Source organism: Cellulomonas wangleii (assembly GCF_018388445.1).
Lineage (GTDB): Bacteria > Actinomycetota > Actinomycetes > Actinomycetales > Cellulomonadaceae > Cellulomonas > Cellulomonas wangleii.
On record NZ_CP074405.1, the window covers coordinates 1,308,429 to 1,323,037 of the forward strand.

Sequence of the window (14,609 nt, forward strand, 5' to 3'; positions counted from 1 at the left end):
GAGACGCGCATCCCGAGGGATGGACGCGGCGCTAGGATGAGCGCATGACCGACACCACCTCGTCCTCCACCCTGAACCTGGCCGTCGTGGCCGGCGACGGCATCGGGACGGAGGTGGTCGAGCAGGGCCTTCTGGTGCTGGAGCAGGCGCTGCACGGCACCGGCACCACCGTGCGCACCACCGACTTCGACCTCGGCGCGCGCCGCTGGCACGCCACGGGCGAGACGCTGACCGACCAGGACCTCGCCGCCATCCGCACGCACGACGCGATCCTGCTCGGCGCGATCGGCGACCCGAGCGTGCCGTCCGGCGTCCTCGAGCGCGGCCTGCTGCTGACGCTGCGGTTCGCGCTCGACCACTACGTCAACCTGCGTCCGGGCAAGCTGTTCCCCGGCGTGACCAGCCCGCTGGCGAACCCCGGCGACGTCGACTTCGTCGTCGTCCGTGAGGGCACCGAGGGGCCGTACGTCGGCAACGGCGGTGCCATCCGCGTCGGCACGCCGCACGAGGTGGCGAACGAGGTCAGCGTGAACACGGCGTTCGGCGTGGAGCGGGTGGTGCGCGACGCGTTCGCGCGTGCCGCGGCCCGCCCGCGCAAGAAGCTCACGCTCGTGCACAAGCACAACGTCCTCGTGCACGCGGGGCACCTGTGGCGGCGCACGGTCGAGGCGGTCAACGCCGAGTTCCCCGACGTCACGGTCGACTACCTGCACGTCGACGCCGCCACGATCTTCCTGGTGACGGACCCCGCGCGGTTCGACGTCATCGTGACCGACAACCTGTTCGGCGACATCCTCACGGACCTCGCCGCGGCGATCACCGGCGGCATCGGCCTGGCCGCCTCCGCCAACATCAACCCCGACCGCACCGCACCGAGCATGTTCGAGCCCGTCCACGGCTCCGCGCCGGACATCGCGGGCCAGGGCAAGGCCGACCCGACGGCCACGGTGCTGTCCGTCGCGATGCTGCTGGACCACGTCGGCCAGGCCGACGCGGCCCGGCGGGTCGAGGCCGCCGTGGCCGCCGACCTCGCCGAGCGCGGTGCGAGCGAGCGAGTACGGTCGACGGCCGAGGTGGGCAAGGACCTCGCCGCCCGCGTCGCCGGCTGACGCCCCGGGGGGCCGGCCCTGCCCGCGCGTCCCGTGGTCCGCAGGCGACGCGTGCACCTGTCCTCCCGGCCGTCCGCACCGGTACCGTCGACGTCGACCCTGGTGAAAGGCCCCCTGATGAGCACCCTGACGACCCCTTCGTCCGAGACCTTCCAGCTCCACCGCACCGACGCGCCCGTCCCCGACGAGCAGCGCGCGGCCGCGCTCGCCTCGCCGCAGTTCGGCACGGTCTTCACCGACCACATGGCCCGCATCTCGTGGACCCACACCGACGGCTGGACCGGGCGGCGCGTGGAGAAGTACGGGCCGCTGCAGCTCGACCCCGCGACCGCGGTCCTGCACTACGGCCAGGAGATCTTCGAGGGCCTCAAGGCGTACGCCCACCCCGACGGAAGCGTCTGGTCCTTCCGGCCGGAGGCCAACGCGGCACGGTTCACGCGGTCGGCGCGGCGGCTCGCCCTGCCGGAGCTGCCCGAGGCGGACTTCCTCGGGGCGATCCGCGCCCTGGTCGAGGTGGACCGGGCCTGGGTGCCGACGGGGGAGGAGGCCAGCCTCTACCTGCGTCCCTTCATGTACGCCTCGGAGCCCTTCCTGGGTGTGCGGGCCTCGCTCGAGGCGGAGTTCCTCGTCATCGCCTCGCCCGTCGGCCCGTACTTCCCGGGCGGGGTGCAGCCGGTGGCGATCTGGGTGTCGCGTGAGTACCACCGCGCCGGTGCCGGCGGCACGGGCGCGGCCAAGTGCGGCGGCAACTACGCCGCCAGCCTGCTGCCCCAGCAGGAGGCGTACGCCAAGGGGTTCGAGCAGGTCTGCTTCCTCGACGACCGGACCGGCACCCAGCTCGAGGAGCTGGGCGGCATGAACGTCGTCGTGGTCCACGCGGACGGCTCCGTGGTGACCCCGGCGGTCTCCGGCACGATCCTCGAGGGCGTGACGCGCTCGTCGATCCTCACGCTGCTGCAGGAGGCGGGGCACGAGGTCGCGGAGCGGCCCGTGCTGCTCGACGAGCTGCGCCGCGGCCTGGCGGACGGCAGCGTCAGCGAGGTGTTCGCGTGCGGGACGGCGGCCGTCATGACGCCGATCGGGCGGCTCGCGAGCGACGACTTCGACCTCGTCGTGGGCGACGGCCAGGCCGGACCGGTGACCATGCGCATCCGTGAGCAGCTCACCGACATCCAGTACGGGCGCGCGGCGGACACGCACGGCTGGATGCGCCGCCTGGTCTGACGGACCCGGACCTCGCACGAGGGGTGCGCACCCTCCCGGGTGCGCACCCCTCGTCGTCCGCGGGCGCCGCGCGTCAGGCGGGGACCCGCCGCACGGTCCAGCCGAGCACGCCGTTGAGCAACGACCAGACGGCCACCCCGATCAGCAGGTTGACGATCCCGGAGGCCAGGGCGGACCCGACCTGGTCCGTCCACGTCAGAGGCAGGAGCGTCGCCACGACGGTCGCCAGCCCGACGATCCAGCCGAAGAACGCCCGCGGCCGCGGCGTGGTCAGCACGAGCAGCTGGAGCAGGGCGGCCGCGGCCACCGCGCTGAGCACGCCGCCGAGCACGTAGGCGCTCATGGCCGACCCGGTGCCGAAGGGGTCGCGGAAGACCAGGTCGATGCGCAGGATCTGCTCCAGCACGATCACGCCGACCACACCGACGAGCGCCGCGACCAGCGCCGTGGCGGCGGCGCCGGCCCAGAACCGACCCGTCTCCACCGTCAGGCGGGTCTCGACGCGCGCCGTGGCCCCGCCCGTCCCCGCCACGGGGACCCCGGCCGCCGGTACCGTGCCCGCGGGCACCGTGCCCGCGGGTACCGTGCCCGCGGGCGCCGTCCCCACGGGCACGGCGGCCGGGGCCACGCCGGGCGGCGGGGCGGCGGCCGCCGGGGGCACTGCCGGGTAGCGGCGGGTCGGCTCGTCCTGCGGCCGCTCCGGAGGGGGGATCGACATCGTCGGCTCCTGTCTCGCACGGGACGTCGGGACGCGCGGGCGCGTGACGTCCCGGCACACGCTAGCGATGCGCTGACCGTTCGGCACCGGAACGTCCCGGTTCGGCGTCCCCCTCGGGCCCGCGGACCACTCGTCCGCATGATGGACGGGGTGCCGCGCGCCACCCGGCTGTGCCACCATCACCCTGTGACCCGCTTCACGCTCATCATCGCCTAGCGCGTCGGCCCACCCGCCGACGCGCAGACCTCCCGTACCCCGGGGGGTCTTTTTGTTGGTCCGCACGTGCACGGGCACCACCCCCGCCCGCACGAGACGACGACCAGGCACCGGCACCACCCGCCGCCGGTCCGTCCCGCCGTCGCCCGCCCGCCCCGCACCGAGGAGCCCACGTGACCCAGTCCCCGGCACCCGCGCCGCAGCCGCCGGCCGCGCCCGCGACGTTCCACGTCTACGACACGACCCTGCGCGACGGGGCCCAGCAGGAGGGGATCAACCTCTCGGTCGCGGACAAGCTCGCGATCGCCCCGATGCTGGACGCGCTGGGGGTCGGGTTCATCGAGGGCGGCTGGCCGGGCGCCGTGCCCAAGGACACCGAGTTCTTCAAGCGCGCCGCCAAGGAGCTGGACCTGCGCAACGCCGAGCTCGCGGCGTTCGGCGCGACCCGCAAGGCGGGTGTCCGCGCCACCGACGACCCGCTGGTGCGCGCGCTCCTCGACTCCGAGGCGCCCGTCGTCACGCTCGTGGCCAAGAGCGACGTGCGGCACGTCGAGCGCGCGCTGCGCACCACGCCCGACGAGGGCCTGGCGATGATCCAGGACACCGTCAGGTTCCTGGCGCGCGAGGGCCGGCGGGTGTTCGTCGACGCCGAGCACTTCTTCGACGGCTTCCGGTACGACCCCGGCTTCTCCCGGCGCGCCGTGGTCGCGGCGTTCGAGGCGGGCGCCGAGGTCGTCGCCCTGTGCGACACGAACGGGGGCATGCTGCCCGACTGGGTGCGCGACGTCGTCGCCGACGTGCGCGCCGCGGTCGGGCCGCACGCGGTCCTCGGGATGCACGCGCACAACGACTCGGGCTGCGCGGTGGCCAACACCCTGGCCGCGGTCGACGCGGGGTGCGTGCACGTGCAGGGCACCGTCAACGGCTACGGCGAGCGCACGGGCAACGCGGACCTGCTGTCCGTGGTGGCCAACCTCGAGCTGAAGCTCGGCCGTCCGGTGCTCGCACGGGAGCCCGGGGGCCCCGGCGGGCTCGCCGAGCTCACGCGCATCGCGCACGCCATCAGCGAGATCACGAACATCTCGCCGTTCGCGCGGCAGCCGTACGTGGGTGCCAGCGCGTTCGCGCACAAGGCGGGGCTGCACGCGTCGGCCATCAAGGTCGACCCGGACCTGTACCAGCACACCGACCCCGAGCTCGTCGGCAACGACATGCGGATGCTCGTGTCCGACATGGCGGGTCGCGCGTCGATCGAGCTCAAGGGCCGGCAGCTCGGCATCGACCTCGCCGCGCACCCCGACGTCCTGTCGCGCGTCACGAACCGCGTGAAGGACGCCGAGGCCAACGGGTACACGTACGAGGCCGCCGACGCCTCCTTCGAGCTGCTGCTCGTCGAGGAGCTCGAGGGGGCGCGGCCCGCGTACTTCCGCGTCGAGTCGTGGCGCACCATCGTCGAGCGCAACGGCAGCCGCGGTGCGGCCGCGACCGCGGAGGCGACCGTCAAGCTGCACGCGGGCGGCGAGCGCGTCGTGCGCACGGGCGAGGGCAACGGCCCCGTGGACGCGCTCGACCACGCGCTGCGCCTCGCGCTGACGCGGGTGTACCCCGAGCTCGAGGACTTCGAGCTCATCGACTTCAAGGTCCGGATCCTCGACCAGATGCAGGGCACGGACGCGGTGACGCGCGTGCTCATCGAGAGCACCGACGGCCAGACGTCCTGGAGCACGGTGGGGGTGGGCCCCAACCTCATCGAGGCGTCGTGGGAGGCGCTCACCGACTCCGCGATCTGGGGTCTGCGCAACCGCGGTGTCGCCCCGCGCTGACACGTCGCCCACCAGCGGGTCGTCGCGCAGGGGGCGCGCGCACCGCCTAGCCTCGGGGATGGCATCGAGGCCCGAGCATCGAGAGGAGCCCCCGCGTGTCCGGCACCGCCCCCGAGTCGTCCGACGCCCCGAGGACGCCCTCGGACGCGCCGGGCGGGGGTGACGAGCCGGCGAGTCGGCCGGGACGCCGCACCGGCCGCTGGTGGTGGCTGGGCGTCGTCGCCGTCGTGGTGGTGATCGTGCTGGTCTGGCGCCCGTGGGTCTCCGACCCCCCGGCGGTCCCGATGGCGCCGTCGCCGACGGCGGTCACCACCCCCACGCCGGCCGCGAGCCCGTCGGCCGCGCCGACGGTGACCACGCCCGCGCCCGTGCCGGGTGCCGACGCCGTGTTCGACGAGACCACGGCGGCCAGCCTCCTGGCGACGTCCGCGGACCTGGAGAGCAAGGTCCCCGCGGCCGTGGACGGCGTCACGCGCCGGGTCGAGCCGGGCACGGTGCCGTGGGGCCTGCCCGAGGGGTCGCGCGTCGACCCGGAGTCGTGCACGACCGCCGTCACCGTGGTCGGGACGGCGCCGACGCACCACGACGCCACGGCGTGGGGCAACGAGGAGATGACGTTCGTCGAGGACGTCGTCGTGCTGCTCGACGCGGCCGCGGCACGGGCGTCGTTCCGTGCGCTCGTCACGGTGGTCGACGAGTGCCCGCGGTACGCGCTGCTCGACGCGGACGGCGGCCGCACCACGTGGACCGCCGAGCCGGCGCTCGAGGGGCAGGGCGTGTTCCCCGCGATCGTGCAGGAGATCACCGTGCGGACGGGTGAGGACGACGAGACCCGGCAGCAGACGACGGGCCACGTCCTGGTGGGCAACGCGATCGTCACGTGGACGGCGACCGCCCTGCGCGCCGAGGCGCGGGACGACGCGCAGGCCGCGCTCGGGACGCCCGCCGAGCTCAGCGCGATGGTCGAGCAGCGGGCGCTGTCCGCGGTCCGCGCACTGCCCTGAGCGCTCGGGAGCAGCCCGCGGGACGGGTCGGGCCCGTCCGCGCCTAGGGTGGACGCGTGCACGGTGAGTACAAGGTCCCCGGTGGCAAGCTCGTCGTCGTCGACCTGGACGTCGTCGACGGTCTGCTGCGGGACGTGAGCCTGTCGGGAGACTTCTTCCTCGAGCCGGACGAGGCGCTGGGGGTGATGTCCGCCGCGCTCGACGGGACGCCGCGGGACGCTCCGGTCGCCCAGCTCGTCCGCGTCGTCGACGACGCCCTGCGGCTGGCCGTCGACCAGGGCCGCATCGCCGGCCCCGTCGCGATGGTCGGCTTCGACACCCGCGCCGTCGCGCTCGCGGTGCGGCGCGCGCTCGGGCTGTCCACCGCGTGGTCGGACCACGAGTTCGCCCTGCTGCACCCCGGTCCGCTGCCCCCGGCGCTGCACACGGCCCTGGACCAGGTGCTCACGGAGGAGCTCGCGGCCGGGCGCCGTGGCCCGACCCTGCGGTTCTGGGAGTGGCAGGAGCCGGCCGTCGTCATCGGCTCGTTCCAGTCGCTGCGCAACGAGGTGGACTCCGAGGCGGCCGCGCGGCACGGCGTGACGGTGGTGCGGCGCATCTCCGGGGGCGGCGCGATGTTCATGGAGGCCGGCAACTGCATCACGTTCTCGCTGGTGGTGCCCGGGTCGTTGGTGGACGGGATGTCCTTCGAGGACTCCTACGCGTTCCTCAACGACTGGGTGCTGGGCGCGCTGGCGGACGTCGGCGTCGTCGCCACCACGAGCGGCCTGAACGACATCGCCTCACCCGCCGGCAAGATCGCCGGGTCGGCGCAGAAGCGCCTGGCGAGCGGCGCGGTGCTGCACCACGTGACGATGGCCTACGACATCGACGCGGACAAGATGCTCGAGGTGCTGCGGGTCGGTCGCGAGAAGCTGTCCGACAAGGGCACCCGGTCCGCCAACAAGCGCGTGGACCCGGTGCGCTCGCAGACCCGGCTGCCGCGCGAGCAGGTGATCGACGCCTTCATCGCGCACTTCCGGTCCCGGTACCGCACCGTCGACGACGAGCTGCGGCCCGACGAGCTGGCCCGGGCGCGCGAGCTCATGGTCACCAAGTTCTCCGACCCCGCGTGGACGGCCCGCGTGCCCTGACCCGGGTGCAGGCCCGTCGTCCGGTGCTGCTCACGCGCCCCACGTCAGGACGACGACGAGCGCCGCGGCGCCCAGCAGCACCAGTGCGGCGGCGCAGGCGGTGACGAGGCGTCCGCCGGGGTCGCGCCCGACGGACCGCGCCGCAGCCGTGGTCCGCGGGTGCGCGTCGTGCACGCCGGTGCGGCGGCGACGCGCCGCCCGCAGCAGCACCACCGCGAGCGCCGTCCCGGCCGCGGCGACGCCCCACGCCGCGACGCCCCACGCCTCGGAGAGCAGCCGTCCGGCCGCCACGGAGCCGGCCACCAGCCCGAGCGCGGTGCGCCGCCAGGCCAGCGCCGTGCGCTCGGCGGCGAGCGAGGAGGTCATGCCCGCAGCAGACCGACGAGCACGAGCACACCGGCCACGGCGACGCCCGCCACGAGCAGGCCGAAGCCCACGGGCGAGGGCAGCGGCTCGCCCCGGCGCATCGCCCGCTCCGTGCGGCACCACCCCCACCAGGCCACGCCGGGTGCCAGCGTGCCCAGGGCGATGAGCACGACGGCGGCCGCCAGCCGCAGGTGCGGCTCCACGGGCAGGTCGAGCGCCTCGAGCGCGACACCGCCGGCGAGCAGCGCCAGCCCCGTGCGCGCCCAGGCCAGGAACGTGCGCTCGTTGGCCAGCGAGAACCGGGCGTCGGGCTCGCTGCCCACGCCGTAGACCCACCGGGGGAACCGGTGGCCGGACGTCACGCGACAGTCCCGGCGGCCGGGCGCCGCGCCCCGAACACGGCGGTGCCGAGGCGCACGAGGGTGGATCCCTCCAGGACGGCGGCCTCGAGGTCCCCGCTCATGCCCATCGAGAGACCGTGCGCGTGGCCCGTGCCGGGGGCGCCGCCGGCCACCACCTCGTCGCGCACGGCCCGCAGCCGGGCGAACCCGTCGCGGACCACGCGCTCGTCGTCGCTGCGCGCGCCGATGGTCATGAAGCCGGCGAGCCGCAGGCCGGGCAGGGCGGCGACCCGCGCCGCCAGGTCCGGTGCGGCGTCCGGCGTGACGCCGTGCTTGGTGGCCTCACCCGACACGTTGACCTGGACCCACACCTCGAGCGGTTCCGGGCGGTCCCGGACGCGGTCGGACAGGCGGCGGGCGAGGACCTCGTCGGCCACCGACTCGACGGCCGACGCCCACCGCAGCGCCGCCGTCACCTTGTTCGACTGCAGCGGGCCGATGACGTGCCACGTGGGGGAGAGGTCCACCAGGGCCGGGGCCTTCGCCGTGAGCTCCTGCACACGGTTCTCGCCCAGCAGCACCGGCGGCGTCCCCGAGCCGGCGGCCCGCGCCGCCGCGTCGGCTGCCAGTGCCGCGCGGACCGTGGCGACGTCCATCGTCTTCGACGCCAGCAGCACCTGCACCGCACCCGGGGGGCGGCCGGCCGCGACGCACGCAGCGGCGACCCGGTCCTGCACCTGCGCCAGCCGGCGCGTGACGTCCTCGCTGCTCACGACCCCCGACGGTACCCGCCCGGCGGCGCCGGGGCGGAGCCGGCAGCCCCGCGGCGCCGGCCGCGCGGGCGAAACCCGCCGCCGCGCCCTCGCCCGTGTGGCGGACCCGACCCGGCCGGTCGCATGCTGACGGGGTGGAGGGGTGCACGGGAAGGCTGCTCGTCGCGACGCCCGGACTGCGCGACCGCAGCTTCCGGCGCAGCGTCGTGCTCGTGCTTGAGCACGCCGGGGAGGGCGCGCTGGGGGTGGTGCTCGACCACCCGCTGGAGGTCGACGCGACGTCGGTGCTGCCGCAGTGGCAGCCGCACCTGAGCGCGCCGAGCCGGCTGTTCCAGGGCGGCCCCGTGGCGCGGGACACCGCGCTGGCCCTGGCGGACGTCGCGGACGGCGAGACGCCGCCGGGCGTGCGGCACCTGGGCGACCGGCTCGCCGTGGTCGACCTGGACGCGCCGCCGGTGCTCGTCGTCGACGCCGTCCGGGCGCTGCGCGTCTTCATCGGGTACGCGGGCTGGTCCGCCGGGCAGCTCGACGAGGAGATCGAGGCGGGCGGTTGGTTCGTGGTCGACCACGTGCCGGGGGACGTCTTCACACCGGACCCCGGCGGGCTGTGGCGGCGGGTGCTGCGCCGTCAGCCGGGGGACCTCGCGCTGCTGTCCACCGCGCCGGACGACGCGTCGCTGAACTGAGGAACCAGGGTCCGGTCAGGGACCTTCCGGGTGCCGGGGTGGCCCCACGCCGTGGCACGGTAGGACCGTGAAGACCCTGCTGAACGTCATCTGGTTGGTGTTCGCCGGCGCCTGGCTCGCCCTGGGCTACGTGGCCGCCGGCATCGTGTGCTGCGTGCTGATCGTGACCATCCCGTTCGGCATCGCGTCGTTCCGCATCGCCAGCTACGTGCTGTGGCCGTTCGGGCGGACCGTCGTCGAGAAGCCGACCGCGGGGGCGTTGTCGACGATCGGGAACGTGATCTGGGTGCTCGTGGCCGGCATCTGGCTGGCCATCGGGCACGTGGCGACGGCGATCCCGCTGTTCGCCTCGATCATCGGCATCCCCATGGGCATCGCGAACCTCAAGCTGATCCCCGTGTCCCTGGTGCCGCTGGGCAAGCAGATCGTGCCGACGGACCGCGCGTTCGCGGCCTACGGGCGCTGACGGGGCTCAGCCGCGGGCGACGTCCGCGACGACCGCGTCGGTGAGCCGCACGAGGTCGTCGGGGGCCAGCTCGACGTCCAGCCCGCGCCGGCCGCCGGAGACCAGGACGGTGTCGAACAGCCAGACGGTCTCGTCGACGACGGTGCGCAGCCGGGTGCGCTGCCCGAGCGGCGAGATGCCGCCGACGACGTAGCCCGTCGCGCGCTCGGCGGCGTGCGGGTCGGCCATCACGGCCCGCTTGCCGCCGACGGCCGCGGCCAGGGCCTTGAGGTCGAGCCGGCCGGTCACGGGCACCACCGCGACGGTCAGCGCACCGTCCACCTCGGCGACCAGCGTCTTGAAGACCTGCTCGGGCGGCACGCCCAGCACGTGCGCGGCCTCCAGGCCGTAGCCGAGGTCGCTCGCCGGATCGTGCTCGTAGGCGTGCGCGGTGTGCGGCACGCCCGCCGCGGCGAGCGCGACGAGGGCGGGGGTCCCGGCGCCCGTGCGCGCGTCCTTCCTGGCCACCCGCCCAGGGTAGGCGTCAGAGCCGGACGCCCACGACGGCGCCCACGCCGTAGGTCACGGCCATCGCGAGGGACCCGCCGAGGACGTTCCGCAGGATCGAGCGCGTGTGCGAGGCGCCGGTGAACCGGGACGACGCCCACCCGGTCAGGACCAGCGCCACGACGACCGACCCGAACGTCACCGGGACACGAGCGGCGACGGACCACGGCGCGAGGACCACGAGCAGCGGCACGAGCCCGCCGACGGTGAACGCGACGAGGGACGCGAGCGCCGCGTGCCACGGGTTCGTGAAGTCGTCGGGCTCACCGATCGGCCTCCCGGCGGACGCCGCGACGCGCTCCGCGTCCCGCTGGCTGCTCACCGACACGTACTCGCCGGAGGCCATCGACAGCGCGCCGGCGACGAGCGCCGCCCCGCCCGCCAGTGCGATGGTCTTCGTGGGCGCGGCCGCCCCGGCGACCCCGACGACGGTGGCGGCGACGGAGACGATCCCGTCGTTCGCGCCGAGCACGCCCGCCCGCAGCCAGTTGAGGCCCGCGGACGAGACGTGGGGCGAGGACGTGGCGCGCTGCCGGCCGCGGCGCTGAGCGCCGCGCCACATCACCAGCCCCGCGAGTCGGGTGGCCGTCGTCGACATGTCCCCACGGTGGCACGGGGATCCGGGGATGTCACCGCAGGACAGCCTGCCCTGACCCGGCCCTGATCCGCCCTGACCTGTGCCGACGGAGCACCGGACCGCCGACCGGTGCGTCTCAGAGCGGCCCGACGTCGAGGACGCGCAGGCGGACCTCGCCCGCCTCGTCGGACGCGGCGAGGTCGACGAGGGCGTCGATGCGCCAGTCGTGGTCGCCCGCCGGGTCGTCGAGGACCTGGCGGACGTGCCACGTGCCGGCGGCGGGTCCGTGCGCGTCCGCGGCGGTGCCCGGCGTCACCTGGAACAGGCCCGGCCCGCGGGCGGCCGGGCCCGTCCCGATCTCGTCGTGGTCGTCGAAGTAGGGCTCGATCGCGTCGGCCCAGCGGTCGGCGTCCCACGGCGCGCCCTCGGCGTCGACGTCACCGAGTGCGGCGAGCGCACCCCAGCGCTCGCGGGCGGCGAGCTCGACGCGCCGGAACAGCGCGCCGCGCACGAGCGCCCGGAACACCCGCGGGTCGGCGGTGACGGGCGGCGGCGGGGCGTCCTCGGAGTCCGCGTCGTCCGCCTCCAGCGCGGCGTCCGGGTCGGACAGCCGCTCCCACTCGTCGAGCAGGCTGGAGTCCGTGCGGCGCACCAGGTCCCCGAGCCACGCGATGAGCTCCTCGAGCTCCTCGGTGCGGCGGTCCTCCGGGACCGTGCGGCGCAACGCACGGTAGGCGTCGGCCAGGTAGCGCAGCAGCACGCCCTCGGTGCGGTCCAGCGAGTACAGCTGCACGTACTCGGCGAACGTCGCGGCGCGCTCGTGCATCTCGCGGACCACGGACTTGGGGGACAGCGTGAGGTCGGCGACCCACGGGTTGGTGCGCCGGTACGTCGCGAACGTGGCCTCCAGCAGCTCCGCCAGGGGGCGGGGGTACGTGACCCCCTCGAGCAGCGCCATCCGCTCGTCGTACTCCAGGCCCTCGGCCTTCATCGCCGCCACGGCCTCGCCGCGGGCCTTGTTCTCCTGCGCGGCGAGCACCTGGCGCGGGTCGTCCAGGGTGGCCTCGATGACGGAGACGACGTCGTGCGCGTAGCCCGGGTCCTGCGGGTCGAGCAGGTCCAGCGCGGCGTACGCGAACGGCGAGAGCGCCTGGTCGAGCGCGAAGGTCGCGGGCAGGTCCGCCACGAGCCGCACGGTGCGACGGCGTCCGCCGGGCGCCGCGGGGTCGTCGACCCACGGGCGCTCCACGACGCCCCCGGCGCGCAGCGACCGGTAGACGTCGACGGCGCGTCGCACGTGGCGTGACCGCGCGCCCGCCGGCTCGTGGTTGTCGGTGAGCAGGTGCGTCATGACGGCCACCGGGTCGCCACGGCCGTCGCGGCCGCGCTGCAGCACGTGCAGGACCATCGCGTGCGACACCTGGAAGCTCGACGTCAGCGGCTCGGGCGGGGCGTCGCGCAGCCGCTCGAACGTCTTGTCGGTCCAGTTCACGTGCCCGCTCGGCGCCTGCTTGCGGACGATCTTCTTCTGCTTCCGCGGGTCGTCCCCGGCCTTGGCCAGGGCCTTGCGGTTCTCGATGACGTGGTCGGGCGCCTGCACGACGACCTCGCCGACGGTGTCGAACCCGGCGCGCCCGGCGCGGCCGGCGATCTGGTGGAACTCGCGCGCCGTGAGGTGCCGCATCCGCACGCCGTCGTACTTCACCAGGCTCGTGAGCACGACCGTGCGGATGGGCACGTTGATGCCGACACCCAGGGTGTCGGTGCCGCACACGACGGGCAGCAGGCCCTTCTGCGTGAGGCGCTCGACGACGCGGCGGTACTTGGGCAGCATCCCCGCGTGGTGCACGCCGACGCCGTGGCGCAGCAGCCGCGACAGGGTCTTGCCGAACCCGGGGCCGAACCGGAAGCCGCCGAGCTCGGCGGCGATCGCGTCGCGCTGCTCGCGGCTCGCCAGGGGCGTCGACAGCAGCGACTGCGCCCGCTCGACGGCCTCCTTCTGCGTGAAGTGCACGACGTACACCGGGGAGCGCCGGGTGGTGACCAGCTCGTCGAGCAGCTCGTGCAGCGGCTCCACCGAGTACGCGAACGTCAGGGGCACGGGCCGCTCGGTGTTGGCGACGACGGCGACCTCGCGCCCGGTGCGCCGGGTGAGGTCCTCGACGAAGAACGAGACGTCGCCGAGCGTGGCGGACATCAGCAGGAACTGGGTGCGCGTCAGCTCCAGCAGCGGCACCTGCCACGCCCAGCCGCGCTGCGGGTCGGCGTAGTAGTGGAACTCGTCCATCACGACGAGGCCGACGTCGGCGTCCGGGCCGTCGCGCAGGGCCTGGTTGGCGAGGATCTCGGCCGTGCAGCACACGATGGGCGCGTCGGCGTTGATGGCGGAGTCGCCCGTGACCATGCCGACGTTGGCGGAGCCGAACACGTCGACGAGCGCGAAGAACTTCTCGCTGACCAGCGCCTTGATCGGCGCGGTGTAGTACGAGCGGCGGCCCTGGGCGAGCGCGACCGCGTGGGCGGCGACGCCCGCCAGGGACTTCCCGGAGCCGGTCGGCGTCGACAGGATGACGTGCGCGCCCGTCAGCAGCTCGAGCAGCGCCTCCTCCTGGTGCGGGTACAGGGTCAGGCCCTGGTCCGCGGCCCAGGCGGTGAACACCTCGTACAGCGCGTCGGGGTCGTGCGCGGCGTCACCGGTGGGCAGGCGGTCGGTCAGGGTGACGTCGGGGGAGGGCACCGGGCGATCCTCGCACGCCCGCCGGGCGCCGTGCCGTGCGTCAGGAGGCGTCCCACAGCAGCCGGTAGTACGCGATGCGGTCGTCGTCCGGCTCGACGCCGTAGGCCTCGTAGACCGTGGTGTCGTACCCGGGGCCGTAGTTCCAGCCGGTGCTCCACGCGGCGACCGCGAGGTCGGCCCAGCGGTCGGCGACGCCGAGGCGGCCCAGGTCGACGTGCGCGGCCCAGCGCCCGTCGTCGCCGATCAGGGTGTTCGGTGCGCAGGCGTCGGCGTGGCAGACGACGAGCCGGTCCACGGGTGGCACGTCCAGGAGCCGCGCGCGGGCCTCGTCGGCGCTCAGGTGACGGTGCTCCGGGGACCACCCGGCAGGGGTGTCGCCGGCGGCGAGGTGCTCCAGGGCGCGCTCGACGCGGGACCGTGCCGACCAGTCGAAGGGGCAGTCGCCCACGGGCAGGGCGTCGTGCAGGGCACGCAGGCCCTCGCCGATGGCCGCGGCGGCCTGCGCCGGGCGCGACGACCACGGGGGGACGACGGCGCTGCGGGCGTCGATCGCCGCGGTGACGAGCCAGGTGCCCGCGTCGTCGGCACCCAGGTCGAGGACCTCCGGGACGGGGGTGAGCTGCCGCGCCCACGTGAGGCGCAGGGCCTCGGCCGCGAGGTCCAGCTCCGGCACGCCGACGGGTGCCCACTTCACGTACCGGTCGTCACCGACGCGGAACGTCACGCCGCCGACGGCGTTGACCCACACCGCCTCGACGGGTGCGCCGCCGGCGATCCGCGTCACCGCGTCGGGGACGGGCACCTCCTCGCCGGGCAGGCCGCTGGGGATCTCGGGAGGGACGACCGGTCCGGTGGCGACGTCGGGCACCCGGCGATCCTGCCACGCTCCG

15 protein-coding genes are annotated in these 14,609 nt (G+C 75.1%); 7 read left to right on the forward strand and 8 right to left on the reverse strand.

Annotated features, from left to right (window positions below):
• Positions 1 to 44: 44 nt before the first annotated feature.
• Positions 45 to 1,109: a 3-isopropylmalate dehydrogenase gene (locus tag KG103_RS06025; RefSeq protein WP_207340767.1), complete on the forward strand. Its 1,065-nt coding sequence runs from the start codon at positions 45 to 47 to the stop codon at positions 1,107 to 1,109.
• A gap of 117 nt (positions 1,110 to 1,226) precedes the next feature.
• On the forward strand, positions 1,227 to 2,333 hold the full coding sequence (locus KG103_RS06030) for a branched-chain amino acid aminotransferase (protein WP_207340766.1): 1,107 nt from the start codon (positions 1,227 to 1,229) through the stop codon (positions 2,331 to 2,333).
• 73 nt (positions 2,334 to 2,406) lie between these two features.
• Here the strand turns inward: KG103_RS06030 and KG103_RS06035 are convergent, their stop codons facing one another.
• Positions 2,407 to 3,051: a DUF6069 family protein gene (locus KG103_RS06035; protein WP_207340765.1), complete on the reverse strand. Its 645-nt coding sequence runs from the start codon at positions 3,049 to 3,051 to the stop codon at positions 2,407 to 2,409.
• A 389-nt stretch (positions 3,052 to 3,440) separates the two neighbouring features.
• Here KG103_RS06035 and cimA point away from each other — a divergent pair, with 389 nt between their 5' ends.
• The 3 genes from cimA to KG103_RS06050 all read left to right on the forward strand — a co-directional run bounded on the left by cimA (position 3,441) and on the right by KG103_RS06050 (position 7,227).
• Positions 3,441 to 5,090: a citramalate synthase gene (cimA, locus tag KG103_RS06040; RefSeq protein WP_207340764.1), complete on the forward strand. Its 1,650-nt coding sequence runs from the start codon at positions 3,441 to 3,443 to the stop codon at positions 5,088 to 5,090.
• 95 nt (positions 5,091 to 5,185) lie between these two features.
• The gene (locus KG103_RS06045; RefSeq protein ID WP_207340763.1) at positions 5,186 to 6,094 is read left to right on the forward strand and encodes a hypothetical protein; all 909 of its coding nucleotides are present in this window, start codon (positions 5,186 to 5,188) and stop codon (positions 6,092 to 6,094) included.
• Between the two features lie 56 nt (positions 6,095 to 6,150).
• Entirely contained in the window at positions 6,151 to 7,227 is a 1,077-nt protein-coding gene (locus tag KG103_RS06050) for a lipoate--protein ligase family protein (RefSeq protein ID WP_207340762.1), read from the forward strand.
• A 30-nt stretch (positions 7,228 to 7,257) separates the two neighbouring features.
• Here KG103_RS06050 and KG103_RS06055 read toward each other — a convergent pair whose 3' ends face one another.
• From KG103_RS06055 to KG103_RS06065, 3 genes are read right to left on the reverse strand one after another with little or no spacing between them, the layout of a single operon-like run.
• Positions 7,258 to 7,593: a DUF202 domain-containing protein gene (locus tag KG103_RS06055; protein ID WP_207340761.1), complete on the reverse strand. Its 336-nt coding sequence runs from the start codon at positions 7,591 to 7,593 to the stop codon at positions 7,258 to 7,260.
• A complete protein-coding gene (locus KG103_RS06060) occupies positions 7,590 to 7,955 on the reverse strand; it encodes a YidH family protein (RefSeq protein WP_207340760.1) in 366 nt (121 codons plus the stop codon). Before KG103_RS06060 ends, KG103_RS06055 begins: the two co-directional genes overlap by 4 nt.
• Positions 7,952 to 8,707, reverse strand: coding sequence for a YggS family pyridoxal phosphate-dependent enzyme (locus tag KG103_RS06065; RefSeq protein ID WP_207340759.1), 756 nt, complete (start codon positions 8,705 to 8,707; stop codon positions 7,952 to 7,954). The genes KG103_RS06060 and KG103_RS06065 overlap by 4 nt, the downstream gene beginning before the upstream one ends.
• Positions 8,708 to 8,841: 134 nt before the next feature.
• On the opposite strand from KG103_RS06065, the gene KG103_RS06070 reads away from it, so the two are divergent.
• Positions 8,842 to 9,393, forward strand: coding sequence for a YqgE/AlgH family protein (locus KG103_RS06070; RefSeq protein WP_207340758.1), 552 nt, complete (start codon positions 8,842 to 8,844; stop codon positions 9,391 to 9,393).
• A gap of 67 nt (positions 9,394 to 9,460) precedes the next feature.
• Positions 9,461 to 9,859, forward strand: a complete 399-nt coding sequence (locus KG103_RS06075; RefSeq protein WP_207340757.1) for a YccF domain-containing protein — start codon at positions 9,461 to 9,463, stop codon at positions 9,857 to 9,859.
• A 6-nt stretch (positions 9,860 to 9,865) separates the two neighbouring features.
• Here KG103_RS06075 and ybaK read toward each other — a convergent pair whose 3' ends face one another.
• From ybaK to KG103_RS06095, 4 genes are all read right to left on the reverse strand, one after another.
• On the reverse strand, positions 9,866 to 10,366 hold the full coding sequence (ybaK, locus tag KG103_RS06080) for a Cys-tRNA(Pro) deacylase (protein WP_207340756.1): 501 nt from the start codon (positions 10,364 to 10,366) through the stop codon (positions 9,866 to 9,868).
• A 16-nt stretch (positions 10,367 to 10,382) separates the two neighbouring features.
• Positions 10,383 to 11,003, reverse strand: a complete 621-nt coding sequence (locus tag KG103_RS06085) for a VIT1/CCC1 transporter family protein (RefSeq protein WP_207340755.1) — start codon at positions 11,001 to 11,003, stop codon at positions 10,383 to 10,385.
• Positions 11,004 to 11,118: 115 nt separating this feature from the next.
• Complete coding sequence (locus KG103_RS06090; protein WP_207340754.1) at positions 11,119 to 13,719, reverse strand: DEAD/DEAH box helicase; 2,601 nt, start codon at positions 13,717 to 13,719, stop codon at positions 11,119 to 11,121.
• 40 nt (positions 13,720 to 13,759) lie between these two features.
• On the reverse strand, positions 13,760 to 14,587 hold the full coding sequence (locus tag KG103_RS06095; RefSeq protein ID WP_249670820.1) for an aminoglycoside 3'-phosphotransferase: 828 nt from the start codon (positions 14,585 to 14,587) through the stop codon (positions 13,760 to 13,762).
• Between the last annotated feature and the right edge of the window lie 22 nt (positions 14,588 to 14,609).